We start from the raw sequence: 17,069 nt of genomic DNA on the forward strand, positions 1-17,069 counted from the left end.
GCTCCACGGCCGGTGCTCGGCTCGGGGTGCGACCCCGCGGTGCCGATACGCTGAGCGCATGAGCAGCGCTGCACCCCGGTCCGGAACCCAGACGTCCATCGCCGCCGGCGGGTACACCGCCGACATCGCGAGCGTCGGAGCCACCCTGCGGGCACTGCGGCACGACGGCCGAGACCTCGTCACCACGTTCGACGCCGACGAGGTCCGCCCGGTCTTCCGCGGAGCCGTCCTCGCACCGTGGCCGAACCGCGTCGTCGACGGCCGGTACACCTTCGACGGGGTCGAGCAGGAGCTGGCGCTGACCGAGCCGAAGCGGTCGCACGCCCTGCACGGGCTCGTGGCCTGGACCGACTTCGCCGTGCTCGAACATGACGCCGACCGGGTCGTCCTCGCGACCACCGTGCAGCCGCAGGAGGGTTACCCCGCTCGTGTCGAGGTCCGGGTCGAGTACCGCCTGGACGCCGACGGCCTGCACACCACCATCACCGGCACCAACACCGGGGACGACCGTGCTCCGTGGGGGACCGGCCCGCACCCCTACCTGGTCGCCGGCGCCGGCACGGTCGACGACTGGACGCTGACGCTCCCCGCAGCCGAGGTGCTCGAGGTCACCGAGGACCGGCTCATCCCGACCGAGCTGGTGCCCGTGCACGACGAGTTCGACCTCCGCCAGCCGACGGCCATCGGCAGCCGGTTCATCGACCACGCCTTCACCGGCTTCGACCGCGACGCCGACGGCACCGCCGCCATCACCGTGACCGCGGCCGACGGACGCGGCGTCCGGGTGGCCTTCGGCACCGACTGCGGGTGGGCCCAGGTGCACACCGCCGACCACGTCGTCCCCGAGTACCACCGCTCCGGACTGGCCGTCGAGCCGATGACGTGTGCCCCGAACGCCTTCAACGCCGACGCCTTCGCCGGTGACGTCGACGCCGGCCTCGTCGTGCTCGAGCCCGGCGCCGCACACGCCGCCACATGGACGATCTCGGCAGTCTGAGCGCCACGCCGGACCGTCCCGTGGGCTCGCCGCGGATCGTCGTCCAGCGCCTCGCCGACGTCCCCGACCTCGGGGAGCTGGCCGCGGGCAGCGCCGGGGACCTCGTCTGGCTCGACTCGGCGCTGCCGGCCGGCGCACCCCCGGCAGCGTCACGCCGTGCGGCCTGGTCGGTCCTGGCGGTGTCGGACGGCCCCTTCGCCGCGCGACTCCGGCACCAGGACCGGATCGCCCACGTCACGGTGTCCGAGCCGGCCGTCCGGTGGTTCGGACCGAGCCGGACCGAGGACCGCCCGGCCTTCGCCGTCCTCGACGAGCTGCTGCACGCCATGCCGACGCTCGACGAGCCCGTGCCGGGGTGCGCGTTCGCCCTCGGCTGGGTGGGGTTCCTCGGTTACGAACTCGGCCGCGAGGTCGACGGACCCGACCGGACCGCGGACGGACACGCCGACGCCGACCTCCGGTTCGTCGACCGGGCGGTCCTCGTCCACGCGGACGGTCCCGCCTGGGCGGTCGCGATGGTGGACGACGACGCGCCGACGGCTTCGCGAGCGAACCGCGCGTGGCTCGCGGAGGTGCGCGCGTCGACGACGCGGGACGACGTGCCGGCGGCGCCCCCGGGCCTCCCGGCCGGCGGCGCGACCGACGACGTGGTCGTGGTCGGGCGTGTCCCAGCGGCCAGCGTCGTCCCGGTGGCCGACGGCCGCGTCCGGGAGGCCCGTGGGCGCGTCCGCCGCGCCGCTTACGAACTCGCCGTGGACGCGTGCCGACACGAGATCCGCGAGGGCAACGCGTTCCAGGTGTGCCTCACGACCGCCTTCGCGGTGCCCGACACGGAGCCGGCTCTGCTGTCGGGGTCGTCTGAGTCGTCTGGGTCGCTCGGGCCGTCTGCGCCGCCGAGCCACGGCGACGACCGGTACCTGGCCGAGTACCGACGCGTGCGCGCCGGGGACCCGGTGCCGTTCGGCGCGTACCTGCGCTGGGGTGACCTGCGGATCGCCAGCCGCTCACCGGAACGGTTCCTGCGGATCGACGCGGACGGCGGCGTGCTCGCCGAACCGATCAAGGGCACCCGTCCCCGCCACCCGGACCCGGCGACGGACGCGGCGACACGCGCGGAGCTCGCCGGCAGCGCGAAGGACCGCGCCGAGAACGTGATGATCGTCGACCTGCTGCGCAACGACCTGCTGCGGACGGCGCGCCCGGGCACGGTGCACGTGGAGCGGCTCTGCGAGGTCGAGTCGTACGCCAGCGTGCACCAGCTGGTGTCGACGGTCGCCGGGGTGCTGCCGGCGGGGGCCCGACGCGCCCTGGTGGTGCGGGCCGCGTTCCCGCCGGGGTCGATGACCGGCGCACCGAAGCGCAGCGCGACGGCGATCGCGGACCGCCTGGAGGGCGCGCCACGCGGGGTCTACTCGGGGGTGGTCGGGTACTTCTCGGCGAGTGGGGCGGTCGATCTGTCGGTGGCGATCCGGACACTGGTGACGGTCCTCCGGCCCGACGGCAGCGTGCGGAGTCGGTCGCTCGGCGCCGGTGGTGCGGTGACGTGGTCCTCCACCGCGGCGGACGAAGCGGACGAGGTCGAGGCGAAGACCCGGTCGGTGCTCGGCGGGGTCGGGGCCGCGGCGCACTGGTAGTCCGACCCTCCTGACCAGTCGAACGGGTGTTCGACCGGTTGTCCACCGGATGTCGGTGCTGGTTGACATGATCGAACACATGTTCGAATATGAGGGCATGCAGACGGCGGCGGCACTCCGGTCGCCCGATGAGCGAGGCGACCGCGGACGCGGGGACCTGGAGCACATCGGGCGGAACGGTGCTGCTCGAGACGGTGCTGGTGCTGGTGCTGCGGGTGTGCGTGCTTCCGACCACGTCAGTGCAGCTCGGGCGGCGCTCGACCGGATCACCTCGCTGCGGTCCCGGGTCGCCGACATGGAAGCGACCCGTGTGGACACCGAGGGACTGCCCACGGCGGACGCCCTCGCGCCGCTGCTGCCGGGCGGCGCCATCCGTGCCGGGGGCACGTACTCCGTGCCGGAGTCGGTGCTGCTCGCCCAGACCATGCTGCAGGCGGCCTCCGCGGCCGGGGCCTGGTGCGCCGTGGTCGGGGTGCCGTCCTTCGGTGTCGAAGCCGCAGCGGCGGCCGGCATCGACCTGGACCGACTCGTCCTGGTGCCGGACCCGGGCGACCAGTGGCTGGCGGTCACCGCGGCCCTCGCCGACGTCGCCCAGATCGTCCTCACCCGGCCGCTCGGCCGGGTGGTGCCCGGTGACGTCGCCCGGCTCTCCGCTCGACTGCGACAGCGCGGGGCCGCCCTCGTCGCGCTCGGGTCCTGGCCCGGTGCGGACGTCACGCTGCGCGTCACCGAGTCGCACTGGAGCGGCATCGGCCAGGGGCACGGCTACCTCACCGAACGGCGGGTGACCGTCACGGCATCCGGTCGTGCCGGAGCCGTCCGGCCGACGAGCACGGAGCTGCTGCTGCCCGCGGCGGACGGTTCGGTCCGCGCGGCGGTCCCGGTGGCGGCCTCGGCCGGTGCACGGGTCCTGCGTCCCGTGGCGGTGGCCTCGTGAGCCCCCGCGGACGCCGGGCGTTGGCCGCCGGACCGCGTGGCGGTGCCGTGCTGCCGGGTGCCGGAGGGTCCCGAGCCGGGCTGCCCGGGGTGGGGCTGCCCGGCTCGGGGGCCGTCCGGGCCGATGCGCTCAGCCGCGGTGCCGGTCTCCCCGAACCCCCGCCGACCCGGACGATCGTGCTCTGGTGCCCGGACTGGCCAGTCATCGCGGCTGCCCGGGCCGCCGGTGCACCGCCGGAGCAGCCGTTCGCCCTGATCGCGAAGGGCCTGGTCTTCGCGAGCTCCGCCTCGGCACGCCAGGTCGGGGTGGTGCGTGGTCTGCGGGTCCGCGAAGCGCAGGCGCGCTGCACCGACCTCGTCACGCAGCCCTACGACGATGCCCTCGACCACCGGGCCTTCGAACCGGTCATCCGCGCGATCGAGGCCGCAGCACCCGGGGTCGAGGTCCTGCGCCCCGGGACGATCGCGCTCCGTGCCCGCGGACCGGCGCGCTACCACGGTGGTGAGCGGGCAGCGGCGACCATCCTGGCCGGCATCGCCGCCGACCACGGGGCCCCCGGTGTGCGAGCCGGTGTGGCGGACACCCCGTTCGCGGCGGAGCAGGCAGCCCGGGCACGGCCGACCCGCCCGGGGGAGCGCGTCCGGATGGTGCCGGTCGGCGGATCGGGTTCGTTCCTCGCCCCGCTGCCGCTCGGTGTGCTCGGCGACCCCGACCTGGCGATGGTGCTCGGGCGCCTCGGCCTGACGACGCTCGGCGACTTCGCCGCCCTCACCGACGAACAGGTGCGCGACCGCTTCGGCGTGCCCGGGGCGTTCCTGCACCGGCTCGCCGGCGGCCGTGATCCGCGCGAGGTCTCCGCGCGGGACGTCCCGCCCGACCTCGAGGTCCAGGCGTCCTTCGAGCCGCCCCTCGACCGGGCCGACCAGATCGCGTTCGCCTTCCGCCGTTCCGCCGACGAGTTCGCGGCGAAGCTCCGGGCGGCGGGGCTCGTGGCGACGACCATCCGCGTGGGCATCGTCGACGAGCGGGACGTCCTGCTCGAACGGGTCTGGGCGCACCCGCGGTGGTTCGACGCCGCCGACGTGGTGGACCGGGTGCGCTGGCAGCTCGCGGGCGGGGTCGACCCCACCGGGCTCGAGGCGCCGGTGACCACGGTCGTGCTCGAACCGGTCGCGGTGGACGACCTGGCGAACCACGAGCGCGGGCTCTGGGGCTCCGGGCCGGACGAACGGGTCCACCACGGGCTGGCCCGCGTGCAGGGCATGGTCGGACACGACGGGGTCGTCACACCCCGCATCGGCGGTGGCCGCACCCTGGCCGAACGCATCGTGCTCGTGCCGTGGGGCGACGCCCCCGCCGGTGGCGAGCGCGCGCTGGCCGTGGTGCGGGACCGCCCGTGGCCCGGCAAGCTGCCGGGTCCGCCACCGGCGACGGTCCTCGAACGACCCCGCCCGGTGGACGTCGTGGCGGCGGACGGCGGCTCCGTGGACGTCGACGACCGCGGCACCCTGACCGGCGAACCCGAACGGTTCCGCTCCGACGGTGACCGCGGGGGGCGGTTCTCCGCCGTCACGGCCTGGGCCGGTCCCTGGCCGCTCGTCGTGCGCTGGTGGGAGTCCGGCGGGCGACGACTGCACCGGCTGCAGCTCGTGGACGACGACGGGCGGGCGTGGTACCTGGTCCTCGCCGACCACCGCTGGTGGGCAGAGGCGATCGCGACGTGAAGGACGGTTCCTGATGGGGTACAACAACCCGCCGATCCCGTGGTCGCAGTTCGAGCGCGCCCTCTCGGACAAGCGCAGCCCCGGCACGACCCCCGAGGGCGACGGCGGTGACAGCCCGGCCTGGTCCCGGAAGCGCGCACCGTACCGGCCGACGGACCTCGCGACCCCGGACGCACCGCCGGCCGTCCCGTACGCCGAACTCCACGCGCACTCGACCTTCAGCTTCCTGGACGGCGCGAGCCCGCCGGAGCACCTGCTGGAAGAGGCAGCACGCCTGGGCCTGCACGGACTGGCGATCACCGACCACGACGGCTTCTACGGGGCCGCCCGGATGGCCGAGGTCGCCGAGACGTACCCGAGCATCACCACCGTCTACGGCGCCGAACTGTCGCTCGGGCTCACCGAGCCGCAGAACGGCGTCCCCGACCCCGAGGGCTCGCACCTGCTGCTGCTGGCCGACGGGCAGGACGGGTACCACCGGATGGCCGGCGCGGTGACCGCGGCGCACCTCGCCGCGGGCTCCGAGAAGGGTCGGCCGCGGTACGACCTCGACGACCTGGCGGAACGCTCGGGCGGGCGGTGGCGGGTGCTCACCGGCTGTCGGAAGGGCAGCGTCCGCCAGGCCCTCGAGCGCGGCGGTGAGAGCGCGGCCGAGCAGGCCCTCCGCGCGCTGCTGGACCGGTTCGGCACCGGCAACGTGGTGGTCGAGCTGTCGGACCACGGCGACCCGCTCGACAGCGCCCGGAACGACGTCCTCGCCCTCCTGGCCGACCGGCACGCGCTGCCCGTCGTGGCGACCGGCAACGTCCACTACGCCACCCCGGACCGGTTCCCGGTCGCGACCGCCCTCGCCGCGGTCCGGGCTCGCCGCAGTCTCGACGAGATCGACGGGTGGTTGCCCGCCGCCGACACCGCGCACCTGCGCTCCGGTGCCGAGATGGCGCGGCGGTTCGCGCGGTGGCCGGGTGCGGTCGAGCGGAGCGTGGAACTCGCCGACGAGCTCGGGTTCGCACTGCGGACGGCGAAGCCCGGTCTGCCCGACCTCGACGTGCCGGACGGGCACACCCCGATGAGCTGGCTGCGCGACCTCACCTGGCGTGGGGCCCGCCGGTTCTACCCGGGTGACGCCGACGGGGTCGACGCGCACAAACGGGAGCGCATCGAACGCGAACTGTCCGTCATCGAGGACAAGGGCTTCCCCGGGTACTTCCTCATCGTCCGCGACATGGTGCAGTTCGCCCGCAGCCGGGGGATCCTCTGCCAGGGGCGCGGGTCGGCGGCGAACTCGGCGGTCTGCTTCCTGCTCGAGATCACCGCCGTCGACTCGATCCGGTACGGCCTGCCGTTCGAACGGTTCCTGTCGTCGATGCGCGACGAGGAACCCGACATCGACGTGGACTTCGACTCCGACCGGCGTGAAGAGGTGATCCAGTACGTCTACGACAAGTACGGCCGGTTCAACGCCGCACAGGTGGCCAACGTCATCACCTACCGGCCGAAGGGTGCCGTGCGGGACATGGCGAAGGCACTCGGCCACAGCCCCGGGCAGCAGGACGCCTGGTCGAAGCAGGTCGAGCGGTGGGGCTCGGTCACCGAGAGCCAGGACCACGACATCCCGCAGCCCGTGGTCGACCTGGCCCAACAGGTGCTCGGGTTCCCGCGGCACCTCGGCATCCACTCGGGCGGCATGGTCCTGACCGACCGGCCCGTGGGCGAGGTCGTGCCGATCGAGCACGCCCGGATGGACGGCCGGACCGTGCTGCAGTGGGACAAGGACGACTGCGCCTACATGGGGCTCGTGAAGTTCGACATGCTCGGACTCGGCATGCTCGCCGCACTGCAGTACTCGTTCGACCTGGCGGCGGACCACTGCGGGGAGCGGTGGGACATGCACTCCATCCCGAAGGAAGAGCAGGGCGTCTACGACCAGCTCTGCCGTGCGGACACCATCGGGGTGTTCCAGGTGGAGTCCCGCGCCCAGATGGGCACGCTGCCACGGCTGCTGCCCCGACGCTTCTACGACCTGGTCATCGAGGTGGCCCTGGTCCGTCCCGGGCCGATCCAGGGCGGCGCGGTCCACCCGTACATCCGGCGTCGGACCGGCGAGGAACCGGTGACGTACCTGCACCCGGCACTCGAACCGGTGCTGGAGCGGACGCTCGGGGTGCCGCTGTTCCAGGAGCAGCTCATGCAGATGGCGATCGCGGTCGGCAACTGCTCCGGGGACGACGCCGACCTGCTCCGCCGGGCGATGGGGTCCAAGCGCGGCCTCGAGAAGATCGACCGGCTGCGGGACAAGCTCTACCGGGGGATGGCGGAGAACGGCATCCACGGCGAGGACGCCGACACCATCTACGCCAAGATCCAGGCGTTCGCGAACTTCGGCTTCGCGGAGAGCCACTCGATCAGCTTCGCGCTCATCGTCTACGCCAGTGCGTGGATGCGCCTGCACTACCCGGGAGCCTTCCTGGCGGCACTGCTCCGGGCGCAGCCGATGGGCTTCTACTCACCCCAGACCCTCGTCGCCGATGCCCGGCGGCACGGCGTCAGTGTGCTGCGGCCGGACATCCTGCGGTCCGAGGTCGACGCCAGCCTCGAACCCGTCGAGGACCAGGACCGGCCCGGCGGCCCTGCCGGTCATGCTGCTGGCGGGCTGGGGGACGCGTGCCTGGCGTCGGAGCAGCCGCCGGTGCTGCCCTTCGACCGGGACGCCGCGGACGACACCGCCGCCCACCGTCGGGACGGCGCGTTCGCCGTGCGGCTCGGGCTGGCCGAGGTCGCCTCGCTCGGCCGACGCAGTGCCGAGCGCATCGTGGCCGAACGGCGGGCGAACGGCCCCTTCACCGACATGTCCGACCTGGCACGTCGGGTCGGTCTGACGACGGCGCAGCTCGAGGCCCTCGCCGCCGCCGACGCGTTCGAGTCCCTGGGCATCGACCGTCGTGCCGGCATGTGGTCCGCGGCGCAGGCTGCGGCGGAGCGGGCCGACCAGCTGCCGGACACCCAGGTCGTCGTGCAGCCGCCGTTGTTCGGGCAGATGACGAGTGGGGACGTCCTCATCGCGGACATGTGGTCGACCGGCATGTCGACCGACGACCACCCGATGGGACACCTCCGGCCGGGGCTGTCGGACCGCGGGGTGCTCAGCGTCGAGGACACCCGGACGGCGGAGACCGGCCGACGGGTCGAGGTCGGCGGCATCGTCACACACCGGCAGCGTCCAGCGACGGCGTCGGGGATCACCTTCCTCAACGTCGAGGACGAGTCCGGACTGGTGAACGTCATCTGCAGCGTCGGCGTCTGGGGGAAGTACCGGCGAGTGGCGCGTGAGTCGACGGCGGTCGTCGTGCGGGGGATCCTCGAACGCTCACCGGACGGCGTGGTGAACCTGGTGGCGGACCGGATCGAGCACCTGCCCCTCGCGGTCCGGACCCGGTCCAGGGACTTCCAATGACCAGCCTTCCAGTGACCAGCCGCCCAGCGTCCCGGTTCGCCGACGCGTGTCAGCGTGCCGGGCTCGGTGCGGTCCGCACCTCCGGGACACGGATGGTGACCTCGAGGCCGCCGGCGGGGACGTTGCGGAGGGTGGCCGAGCCTCCCGCCCGTTCGGCGACGGCCCGGACGATCGCGAGTCCCAGACCGGAGCCCCCCGGCATCGGGATGCCGGGGGCTGCGTCCGGGTCGCGACGGGACGTGCGGGCCTCGTCCGGCCGGGTGAAGCGGTCGAACGCGACGGGGACGAACGACTCGGGGACACCGGGGCCGTCGTCGGTGATCTGCAGGACGCCCTCGCCGGGGGTGGTCCGCCAGGTGACGACGACGCTGCCGCCGCGGGGGAGCGCGGCGACGGCGTTGCCGGCTGTGTTCGTGACGAGCTGTGCCATCCCGCCGGTGTCGAGCCGGTACCGCGGTTCCACCGTGCCGCCGCCGATGCCCGGCCCGGAACCGCCGACCGCGACGGGTGGGTCGAGCTCGAAGTCGACGGTGACGTCCTTGGCGCTCGCGATGAGCCGGACGCGGTCGACGGCGGCCATCACCTCGTCGCCGAGGTCCGACCACGCGGTGGCCGTCTCCGTGGCGCCGTCGGCCGAGCGGCGTTCCGATTCCTCGATGCGGGACAGGGTGAGCAGGTCGTTGGCGAGCCTCGAGAGCCGGGCGACGCTGTTCTTCGCCCGCTCGATGTGGGCGGCGAGGGCCTGGGCGTCGTCCCCGTCGAGCGAGGCCAGGTCGAGCTGGGTGGTGAGGATCGCGAGCGGGGTGCGCAGCTCGTGGCTGGCGTCGGACACCATCTGTCGTTCCCGCTCGGTGGCCTGGCGGGTGCGGGCGAGGAAGGCGTTCAGGGTCGTGGCGAGGGACGCCAGTTCGTCCTGGGCGGGGCCGACCGGCAGCTCGGCGCGTTCCGGGGCGACGGAGAGCCGTTCGGCCTCGCGACGCATCCGGGTGACGGGGCGCAGCGCGGTGGTCGCGAGCACCCAGGACGCGACACCGAAGGCCACCAGGATCGCCAGTCCGGTGACGGACAGCGTCGTCGTGAGGTCGTCGACGACGATGGCCTCGGCCTGGGAGTTGCGGGCGGCGACCACGGTCCAGCGGCCGGCCTGGTTGACGGGGTGTTCGATGACGACGCGGTACTCGGAATCGCCGACGTCGATGACCGAGGTGCCGGCGGGGGTGGTGCGCAGGCTGCCGAGTGCCTGTTCGAGACGGCCGGGCATCGACGACAGGGTGATGTCACCCGTCGGCGAGACCACGGCGACGAACTGGGCGTTGCCGGGCGGCGAGAGGTTCGGGTCGCTGTCGACCTCGAGCGTTGCGACGTACGGGTCGGTGTCGGCGTCGAGCAGTGTCTCGGTGGCGCGCGCGACGACGCTGACGACCTGCAGCCGCATCACGAGCACGAGCAGCGCGATGACGACGGCGGCGATGACCGTCGACCCGATGGTGATGCGGAGGCGCAGCGACAGCGCGCCCACGGTCCACCGGGGCGGCCGCGCGGGTGCTGCCGCGTCCGACCGCGTCACGCGGTCGTCACGCGCCGATCAGGTCGAGCCGGTAGCCGCGACCCCGGACCGTGCTGATGGCGACGGTGGCCTCCTGCGCGACGAGCTTCTTGCGCAGGTACGAGATGTACTGCTCGACAACGTTCGGGTCGACGTGCTGCGAGCCGTCCCAGACCTCTTCGAGGATCTTCGGCCGGTCCACGACGGTGCCGACCGAGCGGGCGAGCAGCCGGAGCAGCGCGAACTCGGTCGGGCTCATCGCGACCCGCTGGCCCTTGATGGACACGCGGCGGGCTTCGGAGTCGATGGAGACGTCGCCGACCTCGATGGTGCGGGGGGCACCGACCGGCTCGCGACGACCGAGGGCGCGGAGCCGGGCGGTCAGTTCGGCGAAGGCGAACGGCTTGGTGAGGTAGTCGTCGGCGCCGGCGTCGAGCCCGAAGACCCGGTCGTCGACGGCGTCGCGTGCGGTGACGAGCAGGATCCGGACCGGGTCCTCTCGCTCGCGGACACGTCGTGCGAGTTCGAACCCGGACATGCCGGGCATCATCACGTCGACCACGGCGATGTCGTACGCCTGCTCACCGAGGGCGATCAGCGCCTCGACGCCGTTCTCGACCGCGGTGACGCGGTACCCCTCTGCCGCGAGCCCGCGCTCCATGAGCGCGCGCATCTCGTCATCGTCCTCGACCACCAACAAGCGCATCTGGACCTCCTGCGACCCATCGTGGCACCGAACCGGCTCCGGCGGGCGGATCGGTACCCGCGAGGCCTGAACACCGTCACAGCAGATCCGGGCTCCGGCTGCGCCCTGTGGACAGGTCGAGACCCGTCGGTACTGGCCGATCGCATCGCGTTGCTATGCTCCGGCCCGGACGCTGTACCCGACAGACCGTCCTGTACTTGGGGGCACCATGCACGACCCGGACCATCCGGAGATCGTCCGCTTGCGCGCCGAACTCGACTCCGCCTGGAAGGGCGTCGTCGGCCTCGGCTCGCTCGACGGACCACATCGCGACCGCGTCGTCGCCGACCTGCACACCGCCGTGCCGGACGCAGCGGGGCGCGCTGCGCGTGCCGCCGGCCGGGAGGCGGTGGTCGCCGAGATCCGCCGGTTCGCCGACCTCGACGTGGCCGGCTCCGACCCGTCCTGGCCGGCCGCCGGGGTGTGGGCGGACGTCCTCGAGACGGCACGCCAGGCAGCGTGCGGCATGGACGAACCGGTCCGCTGAACCGTCGAACCGGTCTGCTGGCCCGTTCCGCGGCTCGGACCGCTCAGTCGTCCTCGCCGAGCAGTTCCTCGCGCACGCGTCGGACGTCCTCGAGCAGCGCCCCGATGAGCACCCAGTGCCGCGAGTTCGGCCGGACGACCGCGAGCGGCGCCGTCAGCGCGTGCTCGACCGCGGTCTCCTCCGGACCCTCGGCGAGCTCACCCGGCGTCAACCGTGTGGACTCGACCTGGGCCCCGAGGCGGCGGACGTCCGAGCCTATCCGGGCGACCTCGGTGGCGATCCGGCCGACCATCGGGTCGTCCCGGAGGTCCGGCGCCGTGTTGTCCCGGACGGCGCGGGTCATGCCGGTGACGCGGGTGACGAGGACGCGCAGGTGTTCGGCGACGGCGACGTCCCGCTCGAGGATCGTCCGGTGCCGTCCGCCGCGGGGGTTCATGGCGAGCGAGTCCCGGGCGGAGGTGAGTGCTACCTCCGTCCGGGCGTGCTGCTGCCGGAGCGCCCGGGCCTGCAGCAGCGCCGCGTGCCACTGCTCGTGGTCCCACCCCTCGGTGAGTCCGACGGCGATGCGCTCGAACGCCGCCGCGGTGTCGCGGGCCAGGCGGGCGACGGCCAGGTGTGCGGGTTCGAGCAGCACCGGCGGCACGATGACGGCGTTCACGACGAGGGCGACGACCGCTCCGATCACGGTCTCGAGGATGCGGTCGGCCGAGTAGTTCGGCGTGACGACCCCGGCGGTGAGCACGAGCATCCCGCTGATGCCGACCTGGGTGGCCGACGTCGGCGTGAGGCGCAGGGCCCAGGCGAGCAGGATCGCCAGGACGACGACGAGCAGCACGATCCACACCGCGTCACCGAGCAGCAGGTGCACCCCGGTCGCCAGGACCACGCCGAGCAGGACCCCGGCACTGCGCTCCAGGCCCTTCACGAACGACTGGTTGATGCTCGGCTGCACGACGAGCAGGGCGGCGATCGCGGCGAACGTCGGGAACGGTCCCCGGATCAGCAGCTCGCACAGCAGCACCGCCGCGACCACCGCCACCGCGGTCTTCACGACCTGCAGGAAGGGGGTGCGGCTGGAGCTGCGGAGGCGCCTGACCGGGTTCACCCCTCCACGCTAGCCAGGACCCGCACGCCGAGCCGACCGACTACGCCACGAATCCGCGCACACACGGTTGACTGTCGCCGTGTGGCCGAACCATGAGCGCGTCATCCCCGAGGCCTTCGCCGGGTCGGGGACGAGCGTCGTCGCTGCCCGCGCGCACTCGGTCGAACCGTCGGGCAACGGCTACCTCTACGGCTACGAGGTGGACACCGTCGACCGGAACGGCCAGCGCGCCACGGTCCTGACGTACGTCGACACGGGCGGCACCCACGACCAGAACAGCGCCATCGTCACCGATCCCGCGTCGGGGGAGCCGGTGTCGGTGTGGGCCTACCCGAACGACCCGGGCCTCCCGGTCCTGCCGCAGGTGACGTACCGGGACGCCGTCGCGGAGCTGCTGACCACCCTCGGCATGCCGGTGACGGACCCGACCCTGACGGTGGCCGCGTACCGACCCGGCAAGCGGGCCGTGGTCCGTGTCGACGCGCCGGAGCGCACCCTCTTCATCAAGATCGTCCGCCCGCACCGGGTCGCCCCGATCGTCCGGACGCACGAGCAGTTCGCCGCGGCCGGTCTGCCGGTGCCCCGCGTGCTGTCGAGTCGTGGGGACGGGCTGCTCGTCCTCGAACTCGTCCGGGGTGTGCCGGCCGGCAGCCGGATCACCGAGATCGCCGACGACCCGCGCTTCGTGGCGTCGCTGGCGGCACTCACCGGTCGCATCGCCGCGGTGCCGATGACGCAGCAGGCTCGGGCCGACGCGATGGACCACGCGGACTGGCACCGCCGGACCCTGACGACCGCGCTGCCCGGCGACGCCGAGGAGATCGACCGCCTGTACGACGCGATCGGACGTCGGTCGATCGGCTGGAACGCGGCACAGAAGCAGGTGGTGCACGGCGACCTGCACCTCGAGCAGGTGTTCGTCGACGAAGACGAGCCGTGGCGCATCTCGGGTCTGCTCGACATCGACACCGCCGGGTGGGGCTACCCGGTCCGCGACGTCGGTGCGGTCGTCGCGCACCTCGTCGTGACCGGGCTGTGGCACCGCTCCCGTGGCGACGTCGACCGCGGGGCCGCCGCCGAGCGCCTCGCGGACGCGGTCGCGCGCGACTGGGCAGCCCGGAACCCGCAGGAGGCCGAGCGTCTCGGTCCGGCGATCGGCGCGCAGCTCCTCGCGCACGCGGGTGGGCAGGCGACCACCGGGTCGGCGAACGGGATCGCGACGGCGGAACAGCTGCTCGCGGCAACGCGAGCCGCCCTGGCGGAACCGGCCCCGAGCCTCCCGTCCGCTGCCGGCCGGCCGCGGTCCGCACCGCACGTCTGACGCGGTCCGTACCGCGCGTCTGGCCTGGTCCGTACCGCACGTCTGACCCGGTCCGTACCGCACGTCTGACCCGGTCCGCGCCGCCGTCGTCCCGGTCGCGTCGTGAACCGGCCGGGAGGCCCGCCACGCGCGGGGTGTGGAGAGTCGCCTCCGTCGGTGGCTGGGGAGTAAACTGACCGCGCACGCACGGCGTGCTCGCATGTCGCGGCGATCCCTGCCGCGACGACTGGTCGCTGGCCGGTGCGGGCCGCAGCCGCGTCGCCTGGCAGGTCAGACCTCCAGGACGTTCTCCGGGGGACCTCCTCCGGGATGGGGGCGTGCGTGAGACGCCGCCGGACTCCCGCGCAGACCGTCACATCGACCACCGGCCCGCACCTGGGCCCGCGATGCGGCCTGTCGGATCGATCCGGCGTGCTGCGGGCCACGGCGGCCCGTGGTGGACACCGGTGCGACGGCCACGACACGCGGCAGCCGCACCACACGACTTCCGCCCGTACCGGGTGGCTCGCCCCGACGAGGGCGGAACAGGAGGAGCCTTGGCTCGATCAGGTACCCGTCGCGCTGCCGGTGGCACGCGGACGGCTGCGCGCCGGACCCGGCCGCTCGACAACGACGGCCTCATCCCCGTCCTCGCCCGCGCCGTTCGTGAGGTCGAGGCCGCAGCACAGCGCGGCCCCCTCAAGGCGACGAACCGCACGAAGTTCCAGGCGGTCGCCCTGCTCATGCGCGAGGAGCGTGCCCGCGTCAAGGCGGACGCCACGCTCACCGACTCGCAGCGTGCAGAGCAGCTGAAGCGCCTGGACGGTGTCGCGACGATCCTCGCGAAGACCGCGGCGCGGGACACCAGCGTCATCCAGCTCCTCACCGAAGAGGCGCAGGTCTCCGAGGCGACCCGCACCGTGAAGCGCGACATGATGATCGACGCCGGTCTCGAACTGCAGCCGGAGGACCTGGTCATCGCGGCCGAGCCCACCGCCGCGGTCGAGGCCCCCGAGCGGTCCGTCGTGCCGCAGTCGGTCGTGCGTCGTCAGCTCGCCAACCCGTTCCTGCCGCCGGACTTCGCGCTCGCCGACCAGCCCGTCGCGCACCCGCGGCGCCTGGCGAACTGGGAGCTCTTCGGTCCGCTCTTCAAGTCGTTCGAGTACGGCGCCGGCGGGGGAGCGGCCTCGATGCCGCTGCCCGAGCCGACGACGCTGCAGACCCCGGCCGGTGCCTCGCTGATGAAGCACCAGGCGGAACTCGTCACCTCGGCGGCGCAGGGGCACCGCACCTTCCTGCTCGCCGACGAGCCGGGCCTCGGCAAGACCGCGCAGTCGCTGATCGCCGCCGACGCCGCCAAGGCCTTCCCGCTGCTCGTCGTCGTGCCGAACGTCGTCAAGACGAACTGGGCCCGTGAGGCCGAGCGCTGGGTCCCGAACCACCGCGCCACGGTCATCCACGGCGACGGCCAGGACCTCGACGGGTTCGCCGACATCATCATCGTGAACTACGAGATCCTGGACCGGCACGTCGGCTGGCTCGGGTCCTTCGGGTTCAAGGGCATGGTCGTCGACGAGGCGCACTTCATCAAGAACAAGGACTCGCAGCGGTCGAAGTTCGTGCTGCAGCTCGCCGAGAAGATCCGCGAGCGCACCGCGAACCCGCTGCTCATGGCACTGACCGGTACGCCGCTCATCAACTCGGTCGAGGACTTCCGCACCATCTGGGAGTTCCTCGGCTGGATCGACGACAAGAAGCCCCGCGCGCAGCTCATGAACGAGCTCGAGGAGATCGGGCTGACCCCGGCCGACCAGGGCTTCTTCAGCGAGGCGCGGAAGGCCGTGATCGACCTCGGCATCGTCCGACGCCGCAAGGTCGACGTGGCCGCGGACATCCCGGCACGTCGGATCGCCGACATCCCGGTCGAGCTCGACGGCGACGAGGGCCGCTCCATCCGCGACGCCGAGCGCGAGCTCACCGCGAAGCTCGTCAAGCGGTACCACCAGGCGCTCGCCGCCCGCACCGGCCAGGCGCCGGTCGAGGGCATCGACGAGAAGCTCGTCCGCCAGGTCGCCCGCTGGGAGCTCGAGGACCAGGACGCCTCGTCCACCGGCGAGAACGTGTTCTCGATGGTGCGTCGCATCGGCCGTGCCAAGGCGCAGCTCGCGGCGGACTACGCGGCGCAGCTCGCCTCGAACGTCGGCAAGGTCGTGTTCTTCGCGAAGCACCTCGACGTGATGGACCAGGCGGAAGAGGTCTTCGCCCGCCGGCACCTGCGCACCGCGACGATCCGTGGCGACCAGACCCTGGCGCAGCGCACGGCCGAGATCGACTCGTTCGTGAACGACCCGGACGTCGCCGTCATCGTCTGCTCGCTGACCGCGGCCGGCGTCGGCCTGAACCTGCAGGTCGCCTCCAACGTCGTCCTCGCCGAACTGTCGTGGACGAGCGCCGAGCAGACGCAGGCGATCGACCGCGTGCACCGCATCGGTCAGGAAGAGCCCGTCACCGCATGGCGGATCATCGCCGCGCAGACGATCGACACCAAGATCGCGGAGCTCATCGACTCGAAGGCCGGGCTGGCCGCGCGCGCGCTCGACGGCTCGGATGAAGAGGTCGTCGACTCCGGCGACATCCAGCTCGACGCGATGGCGGCGCTGCTGCTCGACGCGCTGTCGCGGTAGCGGCCGGCCGGCGGGCTGGCGCCGTTCGGCGCGGGCGTCCGGCCGGCGCCGTTCGGCTGCGCACGACAGGAACCCGCTCGAACCACGGGAGACCGTGGTTCGAGCGGGTTCCTGTCGTGCGGGTCCGGCTGACGCCGGGGCTGCCGCGGATCAGACGCGGGACTGCACCTCGGCCAGGGACGGGTTCGTCGCCGTGCTGCCGTCCGGGAAGACCAGCGTCGGCACGGTCTGGTTGCCGCCGTTGACCTCGGCGACGAGTTCGGCCGTCCCGGGCGTGGTCTCGATGTCGACCTCGCGGAAGGGCACGCCCGCCTTGGTCATCTGGTTCTTCAGCCGGGCGCAGTAGCCGCACCAGGTGGTCGTGAACATGGTGACGCCGCCGGCCTCGGGCACGAACGCGTCACGGGTGATCGTCTCGCTCATGTGCTCACGGTAACCCCGGATCCCGGGAGGCGC

The 17,069-nt window shown here is 73.2% G+C and carries 12 protein-coding genes; 8 read left to right on the forward strand and 4 right to left on the reverse strand.

Annotated elements, in window-relative coordinates; genetic code table 11:
* The first annotated feature begins 58 nt into the window (after positions 1-58).
* The 5 genes from SOM35_RS01965 (at position 59) to SOM35_RS01985 (ending at position 8,746) form a co-directional block, all read left to right on the forward strand.
* Entirely contained in the window at positions 59-997 is a 939-nt protein-coding gene (locus tag SOM35_RS01965; RefSeq protein WP_320514202.1) for an aldose 1-epimerase family protein, read from the forward strand.
* Positions 976-2,631, forward strand: coding sequence for an anthranilate synthase component I family protein (locus SOM35_RS01970; protein ID WP_320514203.1), 1,656 nt, complete (start codon positions 976-978; stop codon positions 2,629-2,631). The genes SOM35_RS01965 and SOM35_RS01970 overlap by 22 nt, the downstream gene beginning before the upstream one ends.
* A 295-nt stretch (positions 2,632-2,926) precedes the next feature.
* The gene (locus tag SOM35_RS01975; protein ID WP_258376796.1) at positions 2,927-3,568 is read left to right on the forward strand and encodes a hypothetical protein; all 642 of its coding nucleotides are present in this window, start codon (positions 2,927-2,929) and stop codon (positions 3,566-3,568) included.
* Between the two features lie 89 nt (positions 3,569-3,657).
* On the forward strand, positions 3,658-5,292 hold the full coding sequence (locus SOM35_RS01980; protein WP_253467853.1) for a DNA polymerase Y family protein: 1,635 nt from the start codon (positions 3,658-3,660) through the stop codon (positions 5,290-5,292).
* A gap of 13 nt (positions 5,293-5,305) precedes the next feature.
* Positions 5,306-8,746, forward strand: coding sequence for an error-prone DNA polymerase (locus SOM35_RS01985; RefSeq protein ID WP_320514204.1), 3,441 nt, complete (start codon positions 5,306-5,308; stop codon positions 8,744-8,746).
* Between the two features lie 49 nt (positions 8,747-8,795).
* Here the strand turns inward: SOM35_RS01985 and SOM35_RS01990 are convergent, their stop codons facing one another.
* Together SOM35_RS01990 and SOM35_RS01995 are read right to left on the reverse strand one after the other, a co-directional pair.
* On the reverse strand, positions 8,796-10,313 hold the full coding sequence (locus tag SOM35_RS01990) for a sensor histidine kinase (protein WP_320514205.1): 1,518 nt from the start codon (positions 10,311-10,313) through the stop codon (positions 8,796-8,798).
* Between the two features lie 7 nt (positions 10,314-10,320).
* Positions 10,321-10,998 (reverse strand): response regulator transcription factor, encoded by a 678-nt coding sequence (locus SOM35_RS01995; RefSeq protein ID WP_110903965.1) that lies wholly within the window; start codon positions 10,996-10,998, stop codon positions 10,321-10,323.
* Between the two features lie 208 nt (positions 10,999-11,206).
* Here SOM35_RS01995 and SOM35_RS02000 point away from each other — a divergent pair, with 208 nt between their 5' ends.
* Positions 11,207-11,524, forward strand: coding sequence for a hypothetical protein (locus tag SOM35_RS02000; protein ID WP_221850545.1), 318 nt, complete (start codon positions 11,207-11,209; stop codon positions 11,522-11,524).
* A 43-nt stretch (positions 11,525-11,567) separates the two neighbouring features.
* On the opposite strand, the gene SOM35_RS02005 is transcribed toward SOM35_RS02000, so the two are convergent.
* Complete coding sequence (locus tag SOM35_RS02005; RefSeq protein ID WP_320514206.1) at positions 11,568-12,629, reverse strand: FUSC family protein; 1,062 nt, start codon at positions 12,627-12,629, stop codon at positions 11,568-11,570.
* Between the two features lie 79 nt (positions 12,630-12,708).
* On the opposite strand from SOM35_RS02005, the gene SOM35_RS02010 reads away from it, so the two are divergent.
* Positions 12,709-13,950 carry an aminoglycoside phosphotransferase family protein gene (locus tag SOM35_RS02010; RefSeq protein ID WP_320514207.1) on the forward strand — a complete coding sequence of 414 codons (1,242 nt, stop codon included), beginning with the start codon at positions 12,709-12,711 and terminating at the stop codon, positions 13,948-13,950.
* Between the two features lie 536 nt (positions 13,951-14,486).
* On the forward strand, positions 14,487-16,613 hold the full coding sequence (locus tag SOM35_RS02015) for a DEAD/DEAH box helicase (protein WP_320514208.1): 2,127 nt from the start codon (positions 14,487-14,489) through the stop codon (positions 16,611-16,613).
* Positions 16,614-16,763: 150 nt separating this feature from the next.
* Here SOM35_RS02015 and SOM35_RS02020 read toward each other — a convergent pair whose 3' ends face one another.
* The gene (locus SOM35_RS02020; protein ID WP_111076225.1) at positions 16,764-17,036 is read right to left on the reverse strand and encodes a mycoredoxin; all 273 of its coding nucleotides are present in this window, start codon (positions 17,034-17,036) and stop codon (positions 16,764-16,766) included.
* Between the last annotated feature and the right edge of the window lie 33 nt (positions 17,037-17,069).

Source organism: Curtobacterium sp. CFBP9011 (assembly GCF_034045095.1).
Taxonomy (GTDB): Bacteria; Actinomycetota; Actinomycetes; order Actinomycetales; family Microbacteriaceae; genus Curtobacterium.

Excerpts from the sequence above, each read along its gene's own strand:
- SOM35_RS01965 (WP_320514202.1), top strand. The coding sequence starts at position 59 with ATGAGCAGCGCTGCACCCCGGTCCGGAACCCAGACGTCCATCGCCGCC.
- SOM35_RS01970 (WP_320514203.1), top strand. The coding sequence starts at position 976 with ATGGACGATCTCGGCAGTCTGAGCGCCACGCCGGACCGTCCCGTGGGC.
- SOM35_RS01975 (WP_258376796.1), top strand. The coding sequence starts at position 2,927 with ATGGAAGCGACCCGTGTGGACACCGAGGGACTGCCCACGGCGGACGCC.
- SOM35_RS01985 (WP_320514204.1), top strand. The coding sequence starts at position 5,306 with ATGGGGTACAACAACCCGCCGATCCCGTGGTCGCAGTTCGAGCGCGCC.
- SOM35_RS01995 (WP_110903965.1), bottom strand. The coding sequence starts at position 10,998 with ATGCGCTTGTTGGTGGTCGAGGACGATGACGAGATGCGCGCGCTCATG.
- SOM35_RS02000 (WP_221850545.1), top strand. The coding sequence starts at position 11,207 with ATGCACGACCCGGACCATCCGGAGATCGTCCGCTTGCGCGCCGAACTC.
- SOM35_RS02020 (WP_111076225.1), bottom strand. The coding sequence starts at position 17,036 with ATGAGCGAGACGATCACCCGTGACGCGTTCGTGCCCGAGGCCGGCGGC.